This is a genomic window from Phreatobacter sp. (genome assembly GCF_016793595.1).
In the GTDB taxonomy this organism is placed as follows: Bacteria; Pseudomonadota; Alphaproteobacteria; order Rhizobiales; family Phreatobacteraceae; genus Phreatobacter.
The window spans coordinates 287,738-307,216 of record NZ_JAEULY010000009.1 but is presented as its reverse complement, the minus strand read 5'-3'; the positions used below and the strand labels follow the sequence as shown (position 1 = coordinate 307,216).

At 64.2% G+C, this 19,479-nt stretch carries 15 protein-coding genes; all 15 read left to right on the top strand.

What is annotated here, in order from left to right:
• The first annotated feature begins 484 nt into the window (after positions 1-484).
• The 15 genes from JNK84_RS12475 (at position 485) to JNK84_RS12405 (ending at position 19,440) form a co-directional block, all read left to right on the top strand.
• The gene (locus tag JNK84_RS12475; protein WP_293424521.1) at positions 485-1,816 is read left to right on the top strand and encodes a nucleoside 2-deoxyribosyltransferase; all 1,332 of its coding nucleotides are present in this window, start codon (positions 485-487) and stop codon (positions 1,814-1,816) included.
• On the top strand, positions 1,813-2,454 hold the full coding sequence (locus tag JNK84_RS12470; RefSeq protein ID WP_293424519.1) for a 7-cyano-7-deazaguanine synthase: 642 nt from the start codon (positions 1,813-1,815) through the stop codon (positions 2,452-2,454). The genes JNK84_RS12475 and JNK84_RS12470 overlap by 4 nt, the downstream gene beginning before the upstream one ends.
• The gene (locus JNK84_RS12465) at positions 2,451-3,107 is read left to right on the top strand and encodes a hypothetical protein (RefSeq protein ID WP_293424517.1); all 657 of its coding nucleotides are present in this window, start codon (positions 2,451-2,453) and stop codon (positions 3,105-3,107) included. Before JNK84_RS12470 ends, JNK84_RS12465 begins: the two co-directional genes overlap by 4 nt.
• 216 nt (positions 3,108-3,323) lie before the next feature.
• Complete coding sequence (locus JNK84_RS12460) at positions 3,324-4,424, top strand: flavin-containing monooxygenase (protein ID WP_293424515.1); 1,101 nt, start codon at positions 3,324-3,326, stop codon at positions 4,422-4,424.
• Positions 4,425-5,062: 638 nt separating this feature from the next.
• The gene (locus JNK84_RS12455) at positions 5,063-6,400 is read left to right on the top strand and encodes a porin (protein WP_441343237.1); all 1,338 of its coding nucleotides are present in this window, start codon (positions 5,063-5,065) and stop codon (positions 6,398-6,400) included.
• A 326-nt stretch (positions 6,401-6,726) separates the two neighbouring features.
• Positions 6,727-8,370 carry an OmpA family protein gene (locus JNK84_RS12450; protein WP_293424511.1) on the top strand — a complete coding sequence of 548 codons (1,644 nt, stop codon included), beginning with the start codon at positions 6,727-6,729 and terminating at the stop codon, positions 8,368-8,370.
• Positions 8,371-8,501: 131 nt separating this feature from the next.
• Complete coding sequence (gene aspS / locus JNK84_RS12445; protein WP_293424509.1) at positions 8,502-10,298, top strand: aspartate--tRNA ligase; 1,797 nt, start codon at positions 8,502-8,504, stop codon at positions 10,296-10,298.
• Entirely contained in the window at positions 10,298-11,188 is an 891-nt protein-coding gene (locus tag JNK84_RS12440; protein WP_293424507.1) for an alpha/beta fold hydrolase, read from the top strand. Before aspS ends, JNK84_RS12440 begins: the two co-directional genes overlap by 1 nt.
• A 94-nt stretch (positions 11,189-11,282) precedes the next feature.
• Positions 11,283-11,813, top strand: a complete 531-nt coding sequence (locus JNK84_RS12435; protein WP_293424505.1) for a CDP-alcohol phosphatidyltransferase family protein — start codon at positions 11,283-11,285, stop codon at positions 11,811-11,813.
• Between the two features lie 103 nt (positions 11,814-11,916).
• A complete protein-coding gene (locus JNK84_RS12430; protein WP_293424503.1) occupies positions 11,917-13,020 on the top strand; it encodes an AI-2E family transporter in 1,104 nt (367 codons plus the stop codon).
• Position 13,021: 1 nt separating this feature from the next.
• Positions 13,022-13,723: an HdaA/DnaA family protein gene (locus JNK84_RS12425; RefSeq protein WP_293424501.1), complete on the top strand. Its 702-nt coding sequence runs from the start codon at positions 13,022-13,024 to the stop codon at positions 13,721-13,723.
• A gap of 124 nt (positions 13,724-13,847) precedes the next feature.
• Complete coding sequence (locus JNK84_RS12420) at positions 13,848-16,112, top strand: RNA degradosome polyphosphate kinase (protein ID WP_293424499.1); 2,265 nt, start codon at positions 13,848-13,850, stop codon at positions 16,110-16,112.
• The gene (ppx, locus tag JNK84_RS12415) at positions 16,105-17,625 is read left to right on the top strand and encodes an exopolyphosphatase (protein ID WP_293424497.1); all 1,521 of its coding nucleotides are present in this window, start codon (positions 16,105-16,107) and stop codon (positions 17,623-17,625) included. Before JNK84_RS12420 ends, ppx begins: the two co-directional genes overlap by 8 nt.
• 127 nt (positions 17,626-17,752) lie before the next feature.
• Positions 17,753-18,319, top strand: coding sequence for an NADPH-dependent FMN reductase (locus JNK84_RS12410; RefSeq protein WP_293424495.1), 567 nt, complete (start codon positions 17,753-17,755; stop codon positions 18,317-18,319).
• A gap of 98 nt (positions 18,320-18,417) precedes the next feature.
• Positions 18,418-19,440, top strand: a complete 1,023-nt coding sequence (locus tag JNK84_RS12405; RefSeq protein ID WP_293424493.1) for a magnesium and cobalt transport protein CorA — start codon at positions 18,418-18,420, stop codon at positions 19,438-19,440.
• Positions 19,441-19,479: the final 39 nt, after the last annotated feature.

Below are 19,479 nucleotides of genomic sequence, written 5' to 3'. Positions count from 1 at the left end.
TTCCGTGGATTGAGTGCTTCACGCAATTGCACATCCGCCGGTATCATCTCAATGTTTGGCGCATGCGCGCATCTGAGTAGTGAAAGAAAAATTGAGCCAGCCGCTGGGAGATCGTAAAAATGGGAAGCTCAAGATCAGGCCGACTATCGGACTACAGCGGTTCAAGCAAGAAGGATGGCACGGGTGGACAGAGCGGCAATGACCGCTGCCGTCAAGCCTTCTCATGTAAGCTCGAAGAGGTCGCGCTTAGTGACTTTTATGCAGCGAACACGTCAGTGCCGGCCCCTGGCACTGAGCTGGCCCTAGTCCACGATCGTCGTATTTTTGCGGTGATCCCAGGCGGCATAAAGGTTGGTGCATTGCCGACAGATCGCAACTACCTTGCGGGCTGCATCAAGGAAGGGAACACCTACATTGGAGTTGTGACGGCGTCTGGTCTTACTCCAATTCCGTACGTCTCCGCCGATTTTACAGCCAAGTAGCCATGTCGAGGACCAGCACGCTGCTACTCGTTGGCGAAGTCATCGTCGACTTTGCAACCGCTAAACCTGGGTTTGAGTGCAAGCTTCGTCTCGGCGGAATTGTGCACGCGGCTCGCGGTCTCTGGGCGTGCAGCCTGCCATACGCAATTGCCGCAGTCTGCCCAAAATATCTTGTTGATCAAGCTCGCAATTACTTGATGCACCACGGTTGTAAGGAATTTGTTTGGCTTGGGGAAGTCATTGGTTCTCCCAATGTCACAATCATCGGGGATGCCACTGAGGTTGCGGATCAAGATTACGAGGATCTGCTGCGAGATGAAAAGGCCGTTGAAATCCATGATGTGAAAGCGAACCTGTGCTCTTATGATGATATTCTTATTTTCCCAGGCAGCTTTGTTATTTCAGATATACAGCATTTATTTTCGCAAAGCGCGCGGTTCAGCTTCGATATCGCGTACGATGTCGAGAGCTTTTCGCTGCTGGACGCCTTTGCGGGGCATGTGAGAGCCATCATTATCTCGACGTCGTCGCCGCTGTTTGCGCGCATCGGGTCGAAAGATGTTGCCCCAATGATCGACGCAGCGAGACATTTGGGTGCTGAGGCATTCCTCCTCAAAGAGAACCGTGGAGGAAGCCGCCTGTTCAATTTAGGGACCGGCGAGAGCGAGGCAATCCCCGCCATACTGTCCACAACAGTAAATTCTGTCGGTGTCGGCGACGTCTATTCTGCCGTGATGGTGGGCCTTAGCGACCAAGGGTGGGAGAATGCGGCATGGCGTGGTTCGAGGGCGGCTACTGCATACTCGCAGACCACTTATCCCGATGACTTTCGACGGGATGTAATACGGGAATTCAAGCTATCATTTGATGAACTGCGGGAGCTCGGTGGCACGATTTTACCTTGGCACGACCGACCTCGCTTCCACATCTATTTGGCTGCACCGGACTTTACGTATTTGCATAAGCCGGAGATTGACCGAGCTGCCGAAGCGCTACGCTATCATAATTTCCATCTTCGCCGACCAGTCCAGGAGAATGGCGAGGTTCCATTGGGGAGCGCTGACGCCACTCTTCGTCAAACATTTGCGGCAGATGTCGCGCTACTTGAGAAGTGCCACGTCGTCTTCGCGATCCCGTTAGAACGCGATCCTGGGACGCTCGTGGAGATGGGAATGGCAATGGCTCTCAGTAAGCCGGTCATAACATTCGACGCACGCAACCAAAACAACAATACGATGGTCGCCGGCGGGAGCGTGAGCTACTCTGACGACCTGGATGCGAGCTTGAACGCCTTGTTTGTCACACTATCAAAACTGCGGATGGCTGAATTGTGAGAAGCGTCATCCTGATGGCCTCGGGCGGTTTAGACTCGACGACCGTCGCCTATTCGCTCAAAGCCCAACAGCTGGATGTTAATCCAGTTTTCTTCGACTACGGTCAGCATTGCGTAGAGATGGAATGGAACCGAGTGAATGAGGTCCTTCCAACGGCTATGCGCAGACCGGAGCGTTTTGATATTTCCGACCTCTTCAAGGGTTCAACATCTCGCCTTATCAACGAAGCAGATCTCTGGCGAGATAGCGTTTCTGACGATGACCTCTACGTTCCCTATCGGACGATGCTTTTTTTTGCTGCCGCCGCTGCTCGCGCCCAAACGATGGGAATTGTGGAGGTCTATACAGGCTTCATCAACAGCAACCACGCCAAGGAAATTGACTGCACAGCTGAGTTCATGAACAAGCTCGACGGACTGGTCGAAAACATTGGGCCGGTTCGCTTTATCTCCCCCTTCCGTAACTCGTCGAAAACTGAAGTAGCGCAGATGGCCATTCGTCTGGGGGTCCCGATCGGCCGGACATACTCGTGCCAAGCAGCAAGTGACTTCCCTTGTGGCGCCTGCCCGAATTGTGTCGAGCGCCTTCATGCACTAGAGGACGCGGGTCTTACGCATCCTACCGAACAGGCCGAATGACTATGCAATCGTCTACGGTGCAAATGCTAGTAGCTGCTCGCCGTCTGGCAGACTATGCGACCGAATTGGGGGCAGACGTAGCATCGCAGGAAATTCGACCAGCGTATGAGCACATGGGCGCACTCCTCGCCGACTCAATCCTACAGGCCGGCCTAAATTACAACTCCGTCGTGCGCCCTCGCATAATCACGATTCTTGCTCGCTATCCGGATCAGGACCGTACTTCGACACTTCTCAATGTCGTCTATCGTGGTGAGACGGCAACCTTCCTGAATTGGACCCATATAGAGAAGATCGCGCGTTTCGATTCTTTGGTGAGATACCTTGGCGCAAAGTCTGTTGAGCGGACAGATGATCTTAGGATGTTCTTGCATGACAAATCATTTGCGCTATCCTTAAGAGAGATTAGAGGCATCGGGCCGAAAACCGTCGACTATATGAAGTGCCTGTCTGGAATTGAATCCATTGCCGTAGATCGCCATGTGAAAACATTCGCCAGGAGGGTTGGTATTACAGAAACGGACTACGACTACCTCAAGTCCGTTTTCTGCTGTGCTGCCGACCTGATGTCTGTCTCACGCAGACAGTTTGACGCATGGGTTTGGCGTCAGGAATCATCGGTGTCTAAGCCGCAGATCGCTTTCGCCTTCTGAATGTCCCCCAGGGGCCCAAGATGGGGGCTCGCGTGCCTCAGTGTGAAAGTCTGAAACTACCCTATGCGCCCAAATGTCTTTTGAACGGAGACCACCGCTGCCATCCGGTTCATCCGTCACGCCATACAGGGTCAGATGTCGAGGTGTATGGTCCGCTTGATCCTCTAGTGACTTGAGAATTTATCTTGCTGCGAAACTCGGTCGGGAGGTCGCCGCATGATTGCGCCAGAGGTCGGTTCGGAATGGCCAGGCGATGATCTGCCTGTGGTCATTATTGGAGCAGGACAGGCGGGTCTTGCGGCGGGCTATCAGTTGGGCAAGCGAGGCGTCGCCTTCCAAATCGTCGATGCTGGAGCGCGCGTTGGGGACAGCTGGCGCAGGCGTTATGCTTCGCTGACGCTGTTCACTCCTCGCCGATATAGCGCTCTGCCCGGACTAACGCCTTCTGGCGATCCGGATAGCTATCCCTCTGCCGATGAGTTTGCGAGCTATCTCGATGAGTATGCGCGCCATCATCAGCTGGCGGTTAGATCGGCGACCCGTGTCGAGAAGCTGACGCGACTGCCGGACGGCCGTTTTGAGTTGGGGCTGTCGACCGGAGAGATCGCACGGTGTCGGAGCGTGATCATCGCAACCGGGGGATTTCAGACGGCGGCGCTGCCGACGGTTGCGAAGGAGTTGGGCCCTAGTGTCCACCAGCTTACGATCACGAACTATCGGACGCCTAAGGACATTATAGGCCGATCCGTGCTCGTTGTTGGTGATGGGGCTACCGGGCGCGACATCGCGACAGAGCTGAGCGCAACCCACTCCGTCTTGCTCGCGACGGGTAAGTCCCGACGACGGTTGCCCGAACGCATCCTTGGGCGCAGCATATGGTGGTGGCTGTCGCGGACCGGCCTTTTGCGGGCAGGGTCCAGATCACCCATCGGCCGCCGGATGCGACAGGCCGACCCTTTCCCAAACCGTGGCCGCAGTCTTGAGGAGTTGGCGCATCGGGGCGTCAAGATCGTGGGCCGGGTGGTAGGAGCGGAAGGCCGCGGCGTGCGGTTTTCAGACGGTAATACCGTGGAGATCGACTCGGTCGTTTGGGCGGTGGGTTATCGCGACGAGACTGCCTGGGTGCAGATACGTGGTGCTGTCGATGACAGAGGCCAGTTTGCCCATGAAGCCGGGCTATCGCCGGTGCCCGGTCTCTTCTTTGTCGGCCGCCCGTGGCAGCGCAACAGAGCTTCCGGCTTAATCATGGGTGCTGGCGATGACGCTGCCGTCATTGCCCAGGCAATTGTGAGGACTTCAGTTGGGGCAATGGCTTAAGCAGCACGAGCCGCGATCCCGACGCTCCGTACAGCGTGTCCGTATCCCATCGTTTTTGCGAGACAGCATGAACGAGGAGCAGTTGTATGGCCTCGCTAGCAAGCGTGCATAGGTCAAATGACTAAACTCGCCGGATCACAAGCCTGAAGCTTTTGCATATGTCGCATTCCCCCCGTCTGCGAGTGAAGTCACGGGTTGTCCCTAGGGTGGCCGTAACAGGTTGCACCTGTGCAGTGCGGGCGATCCTTAGCGCGCTCTGGATGCACATGTCGCAGTACATGCCTTCCCCGGTCGTGACGAAATCGTTGATGCGTTTCGGGACGCCCATTTTGTTGTCCGTCTGCTCAGTTGCTGTGGTTTGAATAAGCTCGGAAATCATTTGGAGAGTTCCGACGCCAATTCTCGGAAAGGAATGCGGCGGGCTCGGCGCCCATTATCGATATATAAGGAATGATTGCCTATATTGTATTGCAAGAGTGAAATAAGAAATACACTCAATGCGTGTATTACGCGTGACTCGGCGCGGCTCCAAATTTCCTTTCGCTGCGAGCCTTCTTCTCGGCGCCGCCGCAGGCTTTATCGGCCTGACGGGCGCTCAGGCGGCTGATCTCCCGGGCAAGGCTGCTCCGGCTGAATACGTGCGCATCTGCGACACGTACGGCGCGGGCTTCTTCTTCATCCCGGGCACCGACACCTGCCTTCGCATCGGCGGCTTCGTCCGTGCGGACTACACGGTCAACAGCAACAACGGCAATGCGACCGGTCCGGGCGGCAACGGCGCCCTGAACACGTCGTACTTCGACCAGGCCTACTCGACCTCGGTCCGCCTGACGCTGTTCACGGACGCCCGCTCGAACACCGAGTACGGCCTGCTCCGCGCTTTCGGCCAGTTCTCGGCCTATCGTGGCGCCTTCTCGGGCTCGACCTCGTCGCAGGGCCTGATCAACTCGGGTGCCGGCCAGTCGCCGCGCGCTTCGGCGATCTCGGTTGAGCGTGCCTTCATCCAGTTCGCTGGCTTCACGTTCGGCTTCTCGGCCTCGTTCTTCAACTTCTACCAGGGTGACGTGCAGCTGTCCGGCAACCTCGCCGCGACCGCCCGCTCCACCACGGTCCTCGCCTACACCGCCTCGTTCGGTTCGGGCTTCTCGGCGACGATCTCGCTGGAAGACCAGATGTACCGCCGCTACGGCAACGGCGACGCTTACGCCGTGACCGCTGGTACGGCTGTGGCGCTCGTGCGTCCGGTTTCCGGCCTCGGCGGCATGACCTATGCCGGCCAGAACATCCCGGATGTCGTCGCCAACCTGCGCGTCGATCAGGGCTGGGGTTCGGTCCAGGTCATGGGTGCTCTTCACCAGCTGCGTGACTTCGGTTACGCTCAGGTGGGTGGCCCCGGCACGCCGGCTACGCTGCGCGCTGGCGACAAGTACGGCTGGGCCGTCGGTGCCGGTCTCCGTCTGAACCTCGACATGCTCGCCCGTGGCGACGTGCTGTGGTTGCAGGCTGTGTACTCGGACGGCGCTCTCGACTACGCTTTCGGCACGGCCAACCAGGGCGGCGATCGTGGCACGATCTCCGGCGCGGGTAACCTCGCCGGCGTGAACGCCACCAACAACCAGATCCGCGACGCCATCGTGAACACCGCGCTGGTGAACCCGGCGATCCAGACGACCAAGGCTTGGTCGGTTGCGGCGGGCTTCCGCCACTTCTGGACCCCGGCTCTGCGTTCGGCGATCTTCGGTTCGTACACGCATATCGATCAGCCGCTCGCTTCGACGCTGAACGATATCAAGTACTACACCGTCGGCGTGAACACGGTCTGGTCGCCGGTTCGTAACCTCGACCTCGGCGTGGAAGTTGTTTACCACAACCTCTCCAACCGCACGCAGGCTGGTGGCATTCCGGTGTTCAACGGCATCGCCCGTGCCTCGGAAGGCGCCTGGGTTGGTACCTTCCGCGCTCAGCGCAACTTCTGATCCGATCCGGTCCTAGCACCGGTTCAGATGGAAGCCCCGGCGGGCAACCGCCGGGGTTTTCTTTTTGTGCTTGCCGGGTTCCCAGCTTTGCATTGCCGGCCAAGCCTTGGCCGACACGGAATATCTGGTGTGAAACGCGGTCCGCATAGCCGCCGCGCGCTGAACGGTAACTTAGAAAAATAGCGAAATATCAATATTATAAAATGAAGAGATGATGTGAAACATCATCTGAACGGCTGATGCCCGATGGTTGCTTCCGGCGGGCTGATCCCGGATGGTCTGCCGCGCGCCGCGCCTGTTTCGCGGCGGACGGACAGGAGCATGGCATGAGCACACACGACCTGAGGCACAAGGGCGCGGGGGTTCTCGGCGCGGTACTGGCGCTGGTCGTATGCTGGCTTCTGGTTGCGACGCCGTCGGCGCTCGCCCAGTCGGCCGCCATCCAGCCGCCTGCCACCCCAGCCGCCGAGTATCAGCTTTCGCTTGTCCGCGAGGGCAATACGCTCGCCATGGGCGGTGTCCTACCGGGCGAGCCGGCGCGCGAGGCCATTCTCGCGGCGCTCCGTGCCGTCGAGCCGGATATCGGCATCATGGACATGAGCGAGGTGCGGGACGGGACGAGCGAGCCCTTCGCAGCGGCGGCGACACTGGCGGCGACCCTGGTCATGAAGCTCAAGCCGGGGGCCGTGCTCATCGAGGGCGGTTCGCTTTCCATCGAAGGCCGCCCCGACGGCGACATGTCCCGCGCCGCGATTGCCTCGGCGCTGGCCTCGCTGCCGGCCGGGCTGGCGCTTCAGCGCGTGGCGCTGGCACTGCCCGTCGCGAAACCCTTCACGCAGACCATCCGGCGCGACGGCGACCGCCTGATACTCGAAGGCGTCGCGTCCAGCGAGGATGACCGCGCCGCGATTGCCGAGGCGGCGCGCACGGCGGCGCCGGGCCTGCCCCTGACCGACCGGATGACGCTGGCCGACGGCGCGCCGGCAGGGGTCGACCGGGCCGCTGTCGCGCGCCTCGCTGCCCTGGTCGCGGGGCGCCTGCAGGCCGGTGTGGCGCGGTTGTCCGACGCGACGCTGTCGGTTGAAGGGCAGGCGGCGGACAGATCGGGCTATGTGGCGGCCCAGCGCGCGCTGCGCGAGGCGTTGCCGACCGGGGTCACGCTTGGCGCGGTCGCCATCCGCGCGCCCGTTGTCGCGCCCTATCGCTGGTTCATCGACAAGGGGCCCGAGGGCATCCTCGTCCAGGGCTATGTGCCGTCCGAGGAGGCTCACGCGGCTGCGAAGGCGGCGATAGCGGGCCAGTTCGGCGCACTGCGACTCAGGGACAATCTGGAAATCGCGGAAGGCGCGCCGGATGGATTCGGCGATGCGGTGGCTGCGGCGGTGAAGCAGCTGGCCCTTCTGCCGCGCGGGCGCGTCAATCTCGACAACCGCAGCATCGCGGTGACGGGCGATGTGCCCTCGGCGGTTTATGCCAATGCCGCGCGCGCGGCGCTCCGCCGGCTCGCGCCGGAGGGCTGGGCCTTCAGCGAGACCATCACCGCCCCCGTGGCCGTGACGGCGCCGCCCGTGACGGTTGCCCCGGCCGCGCCGCCGGTTCGCGCCTCGGTCGATACCTGCTCGCCGAAGATATCAGAGGAAATGGCGGCCGGGGGCATCGTGTTCCAGTTCGGCCGGGAAACCATGCGGCCCGACAGCATCGCCCGGCTCAGGCGGATCGCGGCGATCATGAAGGGCTGCCCGGATGTGCGGTTCTCCATCGAGGGTCACACCGATTCCGACGGCAATCCCGAGCAGAACGTCGATCTTTCCCTGCGCCGGGCGCAGGCGGTCGTCGGCCTGCTGATCCGCCAGGGCATCGAGGCGGGCCGCCTGCTCGCGGAGGGACATGGCGAGAGCCGGCCGCTGGTGGCGAACGATTCGGCCGCCAACAAGGCGCGGAACCGGCGCATCGAGTTCGTGACGCGCTAGGAACTGCGCGCTACGGACCTGGCCGCCGGGCGCTTCCGTTTGAAGCCGGCGCGGCCTTCCTTTAAAGGGACGCATCCTTCTTCCGGCGGCGCGGGCTCCGCGACGCCTTTCGATTCGTGTTCGAGGCTCCGATGCATCGCTATCGCTCCCATACCTGCGGTGAGTTGCGCGCAACCCATGTGGGCGAGACCGTCCGCCTGTCCGGCTGGTGCCACCGCATCCGCGACCATGGCGGCATCCTGTTCGTCGACCTGCGCGACCATTACGGCATCACCCAGTGCCTCGCGGACCCGGACAGCCCGGCCTTCAAAGCGCTGGAAGCCTGCCGCGCCGAATGGGTGATCCGCATCGATGGCCGCGTGAAGGCGCGCGACGAGGGGTTGAAGAACCCCAAAATCCCGACCGGCGACATCGAGATCTTCATCACCGACCTCGAAGTGCTCGGCAAGGCCGACGAACTGCCGCTGCAGGTGTTCGGCGATCAGGACTACCCGGAGGAGACGCGGCTGAAATACCGCTTCCTCGATCTGCGCCGTGAGAAGCTGCACAAGAACATCATGACGCGCGGCGAGGTGGTGGATTCGATCCGCCGGCGCATGAAGGGGCAGGGCTTCTTCGAATTCCAGACGCCGATCCTGACCGCTTCGTCGCCCGAGGGCGCGCGCGACTTCCTGGTGCCGAGCCGCATTCATCCCGGCAAGTTCTACGCCCTGCCGCAGGCGCCGCAGCAGTACAAGCAGCTGCTGATGATGTCCGGCTTCGACCGCTACTTCCAGATCGCGCCCTGCTTCCGCGACGAGGACCCGCGCGCCGACCGCCTGCCCGGCGAGTTCTACCAGCTCGACCTCGAAATGAGCTTTGTCGAGCAGGAGGACGTGTTCGCCTCGGTCGAGCCGGTCATTCGCGGCGTGTTCGAGGATTTCGCGGAAGGGAAAAGGGTGACGCAGGTCTTTCCGCGCATTCCCTATGCCGAATCCATGCGGAAATACGGCTCCGACAAGCCGGACCTGCGCAATCCCATCGAGATGCAGGACGTCTCCGAGCATTTCCGGGGTTCGGGCTTCCGCGTCTTCGCCTCGATGCTCGAGGACGCCCGCAACCAGGTCTGGGCGATTCCCGCGCCCACCGGCGGCAGCCGCGCCTTCTGCGACCGCATGAATTCGTGGGCGCAGGGTGAAGGCCAGAAGGGCCTCGGCTACATCATGTGGCGTGAAGCAGAAAGCGGTTCTCCGGAGGGCGCCGGCCCCATCGCCAACAACATCGGGCCTGAGCGCACCGCCGCGATCCGCGACCAGCTCGGCCTCAAGGAGGGCGATGCCGCCTTCTTCGTCGCCGGCGATCCCGCCAAGTTCGTGAAGTTCGCAGGGCTTGCGCGCACCAAGATCGGCGAGGAGCTGAACCTCGTCGACAAGGAACAGTTCGCGCTTGCCTGGATCGTCGATTTCCCGATGTACGAATATGACGAGGACGAGAAGAAGGTCGACTTCTCGCACAACCCGTTCTCCATGCCGCAGGGTGGCCTCGAGGCGCTGGAGACGCAGGACCCGCTGACCATCAAGGCGTTCCAGTACGACATCACCTGCAACGGCTACGAGATCGCCTCTGGCGGCATCCGCAACCACCGTCCCAAGGCCATGGTGAAGGCGTTCGAGATCGCCGGCTACAGCGAGGAGACGGTGATCGAGCGCTTCGGCGGCATGTATCGCGCCTTCCATTACGGCGCGCCGCCCCATGGCGGCATGGCGGCGGGCGTCGACCGCATCGTCATGCTGATCTGCGGCACGCAGAACCTCCGCGAAATCTCGCTGTTCCCGATGAACCAGCGCGCCGAGGACCTGCTGATGGGCGCGCCCTCCGAGGCGACGCCGAAGCAGCTGCGCGAGCTGTCGATCCGCGTCGCGGTCGACCCGGCCAAGGGCAACGCCTGATGCAGGTTCAGGCGGGGGAGGCGGCTTTCGAGAGCCTGTTCGTCACCGCGACGGACGGCCTGAAGCTGCATGTGCGCGTCTATGGCAAGCCCGTGCCGGGCCGCCTGCCGCTCCTCTGCCTCGCGGGCCTTTCCCGCAATGCCGGGGATTTCGATGTGCTGGCGCGCGCGCTTTCGGCCGAGCGGCAGGTGATCGCCCCGGACTATCGCGGCCGCGGCCTCTCCGAATGGGACGAGAAGTGGGAGAACTACGCGCTTCCCGTCGAACTGAACGACGTGCTGGCGGTGACCACCGTTCTCGGCGTCGAAAGGTGCGTTTTCCTCGGCACCTCGCGCGGCGGCATCCTGACCATGCTGATGAGCGCTGTCCGTCCGAACCTGATCGGCGGCGCGATCCTCAACGATATCGGGCCGGTGATCGAGGGCACCGGCCTTGCGCGCATCAAGAGCTATCTCGGCAAGCTGCCCGAGCCGAAGAACCTCGACGAGGCGGTGGCCTTGCTGAAATCCATCGGCGCGTCGCGGTTTCCGGCCCTCTCCGACGACGACTGGCGCGGACAGGCCACGAGCATCTGGACGGAGAAGGACGGCCGCCTCGTCGCCACCTTCGACCCGGCGCTGACCAGGACGCTGGAACAGGTCAGCTTCGACCAGCCGATGCCGACGCTCTGGCCGCAGTTCGACGGCCTCGCCGCCATGCCTGTCATGGTCATCCGCGGCGAGCATTCCGACATCCTGACCGCCGACACGGTCGAGGCCATGGCCGCTCGCCGGCCGGATCTCGATATCCTGACGGTTCCGGGGCAGGGCCATGCGCCGCTGCTGACCGACCTGCCGACCATCGGCCGCATCCGCGCCTTCGCCGGGCGCTGCGATCAGGCAGGCGCGTGACACCGCGTCACGGGATGTGCGCTTCGGACGTCTTGGCAGTCACCGGGCGGCGGCCTAGTGTCCGCTTCCCGGGGGCCATCGCGACAACGCGCACGTGAATATTCCGAACCTACTGACGCTTCTCCGCATCCTGCTAGTGCCCGTCGTCGTCTGGGCCATATCGCAAGGGCAGATGGGGATTGCGCTTGCCGCTTTCGTCCTGGCTGGCGTGACCGACGCCGTCGATGGCTACATTGCCAAGCACTTCAACCAGCAGACCGAGCTCGGGGCCTATCTCGACCCGCTCGCCGACAAGACGCTGATCGTCTCGATCTACGTGTCGCTGGCGATTTTCGGCTTCATCCCGCCCTGGGTCGCGATCCTCGTCGTCTCCCGCGACATCATGATCGTCGGTGCCGTGGTTCTGTCGACGCTGGTCGAGAAACCCCTGCCGATCCACCCGCTGATGGTGTCCAAGGCCAATACTGCCGCGCAGATCGTCTTCGCGGCGCTGGTTCTTGCCGCCAAGGGGCTGAAGATCGACCTCGACTGGGCGATCCTCGTGGTCATGTGGGCCGTGGCGGCGCTGACGCTGGCTTCCGCGGGAGCCTATCTGGTGGCCTGGACCCGGCACATGTCGAGCTGAGGTCCGAAAGTCGCGCTGGGCCGCCCCTTGAAAGCGCCGCCTTCGCCTGCGACCTTCCCTGCAGCGTGACCAGCCCGGCCGCCGCTCGCCTGAAGGACCGCCCTTGACGCTGCAGAGACAGGTCGGATTCTGGATCGGCGGACTGCTCGCGATCGCGCTGGCGCTTTACGTGCTTCGCGGCATCCTGCTGCCGTTCATCGCCGGCCTCGCGCTCGCCTATTTTCTCGATCCCGTGGTGAGTCGGCTGGCGCGCGTCGGCATTCCCAGAGCCTTCGGCGCCATCGCCGTCATCGGCGCTTTCGTGGTCGTCTTCGTGGTTCTCGCGGTGTTGATCGTGCCGGTGCTCGCCAATCAGCTGACGGCCTTCGTCGCGCGGCTGCCGAGCTATGTCGTCCAGCTGCAGGCGCTGGCGACCGAGCAGAACCGCGAATGGCTCCAGCGCGTGCTGGGCGAGCGTCTGCCGGATGTCTCGCGCTCCGTCGCCGATGTCGTCACCCAGTCGACGGGATGGCTCGCCGGCTTCGTCCAGCAAAGCCTGTGGACCGGCGGCACGACGTTCCTCTACCTGTTCGCGCTGTCGGTCATCACGCCGGTCGTCGCCTTCTATCTGCTGAAGGACTGGCCGCGCATGATGGAAAAGGTCGATTCCTGGCTGCCGCTGCATCATCGCGAGACGATCCTCGGCCTGATGCGCGAAATGAACATCGCCATGGCCGGATTCGTGCGCGGGCAGGCGACGGTCTGCGTCATCCTGATGATCTTCTATGGCGTCTCCCTGTCGGGCGCCGGGCTCAATTTCGGCCTGCTGATCGGGCTCGGCACCGGTTTCCTGTCGTTCATCCCCTATGTCGGCTCGGTTGCCGGCCTGACGCTGGCGGTGGGCGTCGCCATCGTGCAGTTCTGGCCGGACTGGACCATGGTGCTGGTCATCCTCGGCATTTTCGGCGTCGGCATCTTCTTCGAGTCCTATGTCCTCTATCCGAACCTCGTCGGTGAATCCGTCGGCCTGCATCCGGTCTGGCTGATGTTCGCGCTGTTCGCCTTCGGCGCGCTGTTCGGTTTCGCCGGGCTGCTGCTTGCCGTGCCGCTCGCTGCCTCCGTCGGCGTCTTGACGCGCTTTGCCATCCGGCAGTACCTCGCAAGCCCGCTCTATACGGGCATGCCGCAGGTTCTGCCGCCCCGTGGGCCGGCGCCGCCGGAGAGTTGAGATGGTTCCGTCCGCGCCGAGGGCGGGTCCCCGCCAGATGGCGCTGGACCTGGCCCTGCCCGAAAGCCTTGCCCGCGACGATTTTCTGGAAGCCGCCTGCAACGCGGAGGCCCTGAAACTGGTGGAATCCTGGCCCGACTGGCCGGCGCGCGTCGTGGCGCTGGTCGGCCCGCCGGGCGCGGGAAAAAGCCATCTCGGCGCGATCTGGGCGGACCTGTCGGGCGCCCGCAGGCTCGCCGCCCGCGACCTCGCCGGCACCGCGCCGGCCGATGCGCTGGCCACCGGCGCGCTGCTCCTGGAGGATGCCGGGCCGAAGACCTCGGAAGTGTCGCTGTTCCACCTGATCAACGCCGCGAAAGAGGAGGACGCCTTCGTGCTGATCACGGCGCGCGAGGCGCCGGTCGCCTGGGGCGTCGGGCTGAAGGACCTTGCCTCGCGCCTGCGCGCGCTGCCGGCCGTCACTCTCGCCGAACCCGAGGACGGGCTGCTGCGCGCCGTCCTCGTCAAGCTGTTCGCGGACCGGCAGCTGCTGGTCGACAGCGAGGTGGTGGAGTTTCTCGCCCGCCGCATGGAGCGCTCGCTCGATGCTGCCCGCCGGCTCGTCGCCGCCATCGACCGCGAGGCGCTGGAAACCGGCCGGCGATTGACGCGACCTCTCGCCGCACAGGTTCTCGACCGCGTCATGCAACCGAATCTGATCTGAGCGGTTGTCGTGCGGCGGCGAGCCCCGCACTTTGAAGATGGTCACAGCGGCGTCATGATGGCGGCCCAAAGGGTCGGTTCAGGCCGGACGGCTGAAAGGGTGCGCGACACCCGGCGAGGATGACATGGCGACGCTCGAAACCAGGAAGGAAGCCGCGCGGGCAAAGTCTGCCCCGGCCTCCGAGGCCAAACCGGCGGCCGACGCCAAGGCCGGGACGGCCGCAAACGGCGCGCCGGGGCATGCGGCGATTACCCTGCGCCACCTGCCGGCGCGGTTCATCAACCGCGAACTGTCCTGGCTCCAGTTCAACCGGCGGGTGATGGAGGAGGCCTCCAATCGCAACCATCCGCTGCTTGAACAGCTCCGTTTCCTGTCGATCTCGGCCAACAATCTCGACGAGTTCTTCATGGTGCGCGTCGCCGGCCTTCGCGGGCAGGTGCTGGCCGGCCTGACGGCGCTGTCGCCCGACGGCCTGACGCCGGCGGAGCAGCTGGTGAAGATCTCCGAGGCGGTCGCAGGTCTCGCCTCCGACCAGCAGAAGCGCTGGCGCGAACTGCGCGAAGAGCTTCTGCACGAGGGCATCGTGCTGGTCGATGCGCCGGACCTGACCAAGGCCGAGCGGGCCTGGCTGGAGGACCACTTCCTCGGTCACGTCTTCCCGGTGCTGACGCCGCTCGCCATCGACCCGGCCCACCCGTTCCCGTTCATTCCCAATCTCGGCTTCACCATGGCGCTGTCGCTGCAGCGCATGAGCGATGCGCGGGCGATGCGCGCGCTCATCCGCGTGCCCGCGAAGATCGAGCGCTTCATCAAGCTGCCCGACCTCGCGGAGACCGGCGCGCGCCGCTTCATCACGCTGGAACAGACGGTCGGCCTGTTCATCAACCGCCTGTTCCCCGGCTACACCGTGAAAGGGCAGGGCTCCTTCCGCATCATCCGCGATAGCGATCTTGAAATCGAGGAAGAGGCCGAGGACCTCGTCCGCCATTTCGAATCCGCGCTGAAGCGTCGCCGCCGCGGTTCGGTCATCCGCCTCGAGGCCGAAGCCGGCATGCCGGACGACCTCCGGCACTTCATCGCGACGGCCCTCGGCGTCGTCGACGACGAGATTTTCCGGGTCGAAGGCGTTCTGGCGCTGAACGAACTGTCGCAGCTCGTGGCGCTGGACCGGCCCGACCTGAAATTCGTGCCCTATGCGCCGCGCTACCCCGAGCGCATCCGCGACCAGGGCGGCGACTGTTTCGCGGCGATCCGCCAGAAGGACCTTGTCGTCCACCACCCCTACGAGAGCTTCGACGTGGTGGTGCAGTTCCTCAACCAGGCGGCGCGCGATCCCAATGTCGTCGCCATCAAGCAGACGCTCTACCGCACCTCCTCGGACTCGCCGATCGTCAAGGCGCTGCAGGAGGCCGCCGAGGCCGGCAAGTCAGTCACCGCGCTGGTGGAGCTGAAGGCCCGCTTCGACGAGGAAGCCAATATCCGCTGGGCGCGCGACCTTGAACGGGCCGGCGTGCAGGTGGTCTTCGGCTTCATCGAGCTGAAGACCCACGCCAAGCTGTCCATGGTGATCCGGCGCGAGGGCGAGAGCCTCAACACCTATTGCCATGTCGGCACGGGCAACTACCACCCGATCACCGCCAAGATCTACACGGACCTGTCCTATTTCACCGACGACAAGGCCATCGGCCGCGATGTCGCGCGCATCTTCAACTTCATCACCGGCTATGCCGAGCCGCAGGAACTGGAGGCGATGGCGATATCGCCGTTGAACCTGAAGAAGAAGCTGCTGGACCACATCGCCGAGGAAATCGCCTTCGCCAGGGCCGGCAAGCCGGCGCAGATCTGGCTGAAGATGAATTCGCTGGTCGATCCCGTCCTGATCGACGCGCTCTACGACGCCAGCCAGGAGGGCGTGCAGATCGATCTGGTGGTGCGCGGCATCTGCTGCCTGCGGCCGGGCCTGCCCGGCCTCTCGGACAATATCCGCGCGAAATCGATCGTCGGGCGGTTCCTCGAACACACGCGCATCTATGCCTTCGGCGGCGGCTATGGCCTGCCGCATCCCAAGGCGCACGTCTACATTTCCTCCGCGGACCTGATGCCGCGCAATCTCGACCGGCGTGTCGAGGCCCTGTGCCCGCTGGCCAATCCGACCGTCCACGAACAGGCACTGGACCAGATCATGGTCGCCAACTTCAAGGACAACCAGCAGAGCTGGCGTCTCTTGCCCGACGGAACCGCCGAGCGTATCAAGCCCGCCGAAGGCGAAGAGGCTTTCAACGCCCACAAGTATTTCATGACCAATCCGAGCCTGTCCGGACGTGGAAAATCGCTCAAGGAATCGTCTCCCCGTCGCTTCGCGAGCCGGAGCGAGCGAGCAGGTGGCTGACGTCTTCGAGATCGCCCCGGGCCGCTTGCAGCTCGGGCCGACCATCGGGGTCATCGATATCGGGTCGAATTCGGTCCGCCTCGTCGTCTACGAGGCGCTGACCCGCTCGCCGACGCCGATCTTCAACGAAAAGGCGCTGTGCGGCCTCGGGCGCAACGTGCTGACATCGGGCCGGCTCGCCGACGATGCGGTGGCGCGGGCGCTGGCCTCGATCCGCCGCTTCCGCGCTCTCTGCCGGCAGCTGCGCGTCGGCGAACTGCACGTGCTGGCGACGGCCGCGGTGCGCGACGCGAAGAACGGTTCGGATTTCATCGCGGCCTGCGAGGAGATCTGCGGCGTGCCGCTGCGCCTCCTGTCCGGTCGTGAGGAGGCGCATTTCGCCGCCCTCGGGGTCGTGTCGGGCATGCACAACCCGACCGGCATCGTCGGCGATCTCGGTGGCGGTTCGCTGGAACTGGTCGGCCTGAAGAACGGCCGTATCGGCGAGGGGGTCACCCTGCCGCTCGGCGGCCTCGCGCTGCAGGACACGTCCGGCCACTCGATCAAGAAGGCCGAGCGGATCGCGGCCAAGCTGGTCGGCAAGGTGGAGCTTCTGAAGAAGGGCAAGGGCCAGACCTTCTTCGCCGTCGGCGGCACCTGGCGCTCGCTCGCCAAGCTCCACATGGCCCAGCGCGGCTATCCGCTCAACGTCATGCACGGCTATGCGCTGTCGGGGAAGGAGATCGCCGACTTCTGCTACCTCGTCTCGCGTCAGCCGACCGATTCCATCGCCCGTATCGACGTGGTGGCGGAGAGCCGCCGCCCGCTGCTCGCCTATGGCGCGCTGGTGCTGGAGGCCGTGGTTCGGGCGGCGCGGGTCGACCAGGTGGTCATTTCCGTGCTCGGGGTGCGCGAAGGCCTGCTCTATTCGCTGCTCGACGACGAGGAGCGGGCGCAGGACCCGCTGATAGCGGCCGCGCGCGAACTCTGCCTGCTGCGCTCCCGTTCGCCCCGCCATGGGGAGGAACTGATCGCCTGGACCGACAGGTTCATGGAGGTCGCGCACCTCGAGGAGACGCCGGAGGAGCGGCGGCTGCGCCACGCCGCCTGCCTGCTCGCCGATATCGGCTGGCGCGCCCATCCCGACTATCGCGGCGAGCAGAGCCTCAACATCATCGCCCATGCCAATTTCGTCGGGGTCGACCACCCCGGACGCGCCTATATCGCGCTGGCGAGCTTCTACCGGCACGAAGGGCTGATGGACGAGTTCATGTCGCCGCGCATCCGCGAACTGGTCGGCGTCAGGCTGCTCGACCGCGCGCGCATCCTCGGCGCGGCCATGCGCGTCGCCTATCTCGTCTCCGCCGCCATGCCGGGGGCATTGCCGCGCGCGCCGCTGACGGTTGAGGAGAGGCGGCTGGTGCTGCCGCTCGCCGGCGATCTCGCGGGTCTTGCCGGCGAGCGTCTCGCCAACCGGCTGCGCACGCTGGGCCGTCTCGTCGGCCGCGACAGCGAATTGCGGGCCATCCCCTGAACCCGATCTTCAACCGGACGTGATTTCGTTGCGATGCGCGGCGCTTGCTGCGCTGCGTCAAGGCTTTCAGTATGCACCGCGCCGCGCCAGCGGCCGTTTCCGTCGAATTCTCCCGCAGGACCCGCGAATGACCTTCAAGCTCCATACGATCATCGCCTCGACGCGCCCGAACCGCGTTGGCCCGACCGTCGCCAACTGGTTCCACGACCATGCGGTTGCCCACGGCAGGTTCGACGCGACGCTCATCGACCTCGCGGATTTCAAGCTGCCGGTCTTCGACGAGCCGAAGCACCCGCGGCTCGGCCAGTACGAGCACGAGCACACCAAGCGCTGGAGCGCGAGCGTCAAGGCCGCCGACGCCTTCGTCTTCGTCTCGCCGGAGTATAATTACGCCCCGCCGCCCTCGCTGCTCAACGCGCTGACCTATCTGGCCGCCGAGTGGAACTACAAGCCGCTGGGCATCGTCTCCTACGGCGGCATTTCCGGCGGCCTGCGCGCAGCGCAGATCGCCCGCTCCATCGTTACGACCCTCAAGATGATGCCGATCCCGGAGGGCGTTCCGGTGCCGAACTTCGCTCAGTTCATCGGCCAGGACGGCGTCTTCACGCCGAACGACCCGATGAAGCAGGGCGCGACGCTGATGCTCGACGAGCTCCACAAGTGGACCGGCGCGCTGAAACCCCTGCGCGGCTGAGCCCGAGGGGCGGCCTGCGCGGAATCTCCCCGCCGTGCTAGGATTGCCGGGAGCCGCCCTCGACGGCGGCTCCGCGCGATAAAGAAACGGGGGAAACGATGCAGCTTGCCAGCGCAGTCCCGTCGCAGCGGGCCGCCCCCGCCCCGGTTCCCGCGGGCGTGGTCGCGTCCAGCGCCTATGTCGATGGCAGGCGTGTCGCGGACATTTCCGTCGACGAGGCCGGCGAATGGGCCAGGAAACCCGGCCACGTCGTCTGGATCGGCCTGCTGGAACCCGATCGCGACCTCCTGCACCGGGTGCAGGCGCAGTTCGGCCTGCATGACCTCGCCATCGAGGACGCCGAGCACGCGCACCAGCGGCCGAAGCTGGAGCAATATGGCGACGCGCTGTTCGTCGTCGCCCGCACCGCGCAGATGATCGGCGGCCGGATCGCCTTCGGCGAAACGCATATCTTCGTCGGCAAGGGCTATACGGTGAGCGTGCGCCACGGCGCCTCGACCTCCTATGCGGCGGTGCGCCAGCACTGGGAGACCTGCCCGACATCGCTGGCGCGCGGCGAGGACTTCATCCTCTATGCGATCCTCGATTTCATCGTCGACAACTACATGCCCGTGCTGGAGTCCATGCACGATGAGGTGGAGGCCATCGAGGACCGGGTGCTGGAAAAACCCATGGCGCGCGCCGATGTCGAACGCCTCTACATGCTTCGCCGCGACCTCCTGCGCCTGCGTAACGCCATAGGACCGCTGGTGGAGGTCTGCCGGCGTTTGAGCAACGGCGAACTGCCGCAGATCAGCGCGGGGATGGGCCCCGCCTTCCGCGACGTGACCGACCACGTACGCACCGTGCAGGAGAAGATCGACAGCCTGCGCGAAGTGCTCGCCTTCGCCTTCGAGGCGAGCCTGCTGATCGGCCAGAGCCAGGAAAACGCCATCGCCAAGCGGCTCGCCGGCTGGGCGGCGATCCTCGCCGTGCCGACCGCGATCGCCGGCATCTACGGCATGAACTTCAAATACATGCCGGAGACGGAGCTTTGGTTCGGCTACCACGCGGTTCTGGTGGTCATCGCCTCCATTTGCAGTGTCCTGTTCTGGCGCTTCCGCAAGAATGGCTGGATCTGAGTTGCCTCGCGCCGCCGATGCGCCGGCTGGCACGATGGT

Excerpts from the sequence above, each read along its gene's own strand:
- JNK84_RS12405 (WP_293424493.1), top strand. The coding sequence starts at position 18,418 with ATGCAGCTTGCCAGCGCAGTCCCGTCGCAGCGGGCCGCCCCCGCCCCG.
- JNK84_RS12465 (WP_293424517.1), top strand. The coding sequence starts at position 2,451 with ATGACTATGCAATCGTCTACGGTGCAAATGCTAGTAGCTGCTCGCCGT.
- JNK84_RS12460 (WP_293424515.1), top strand. The coding sequence starts at position 3,324 with ATGATTGCGCCAGAGGTCGGTTCGGAATGGCCAGGCGATGATCTGCCT.
- JNK84_RS12440 (WP_293424507.1), top strand. The coding sequence starts at position 10,298 with ATGCAGGTTCAGGCGGGGGAGGCGGCTTTCGAGAGCCTGTTCGTCACC.
- JNK84_RS12450 (WP_293424511.1), top strand. The coding sequence starts at position 6,727 with ATGAGCACACACGACCTGAGGCACAAGGGCGCGGGGGTTCTCGGCGCG.
- JNK84_RS12410 (WP_293424495.1), top strand. The coding sequence starts at position 17,753 with ATGACCTTCAAGCTCCATACGATCATCGCCTCGACGCGCCCGAACCGC.
- JNK84_RS12425 (WP_293424501.1), top strand. The coding sequence starts at position 13,022 with ATGGTTCCGTCCGCGCCGAGGGCGGGTCCCCGCCAGATGGCGCTGGAC.
- aspS (WP_293424509.1), top strand. The coding sequence starts at position 8,502 with ATGCATCGCTATCGCTCCCATACCTGCGGTGAGTTGCGCGCAACCCAT.
- JNK84_RS12420 (WP_293424499.1), top strand. The coding sequence starts at position 13,848 with ATGGCGACGCTCGAAACCAGGAAGGAAGCCGCGCGGGCAAAGTCTGCC.
- JNK84_RS12475 (WP_293424521.1), top strand. The coding sequence starts at position 485 with ATGTCGAGGACCAGCACGCTGCTACTCGTTGGCGAAGTCATCGTCGAC.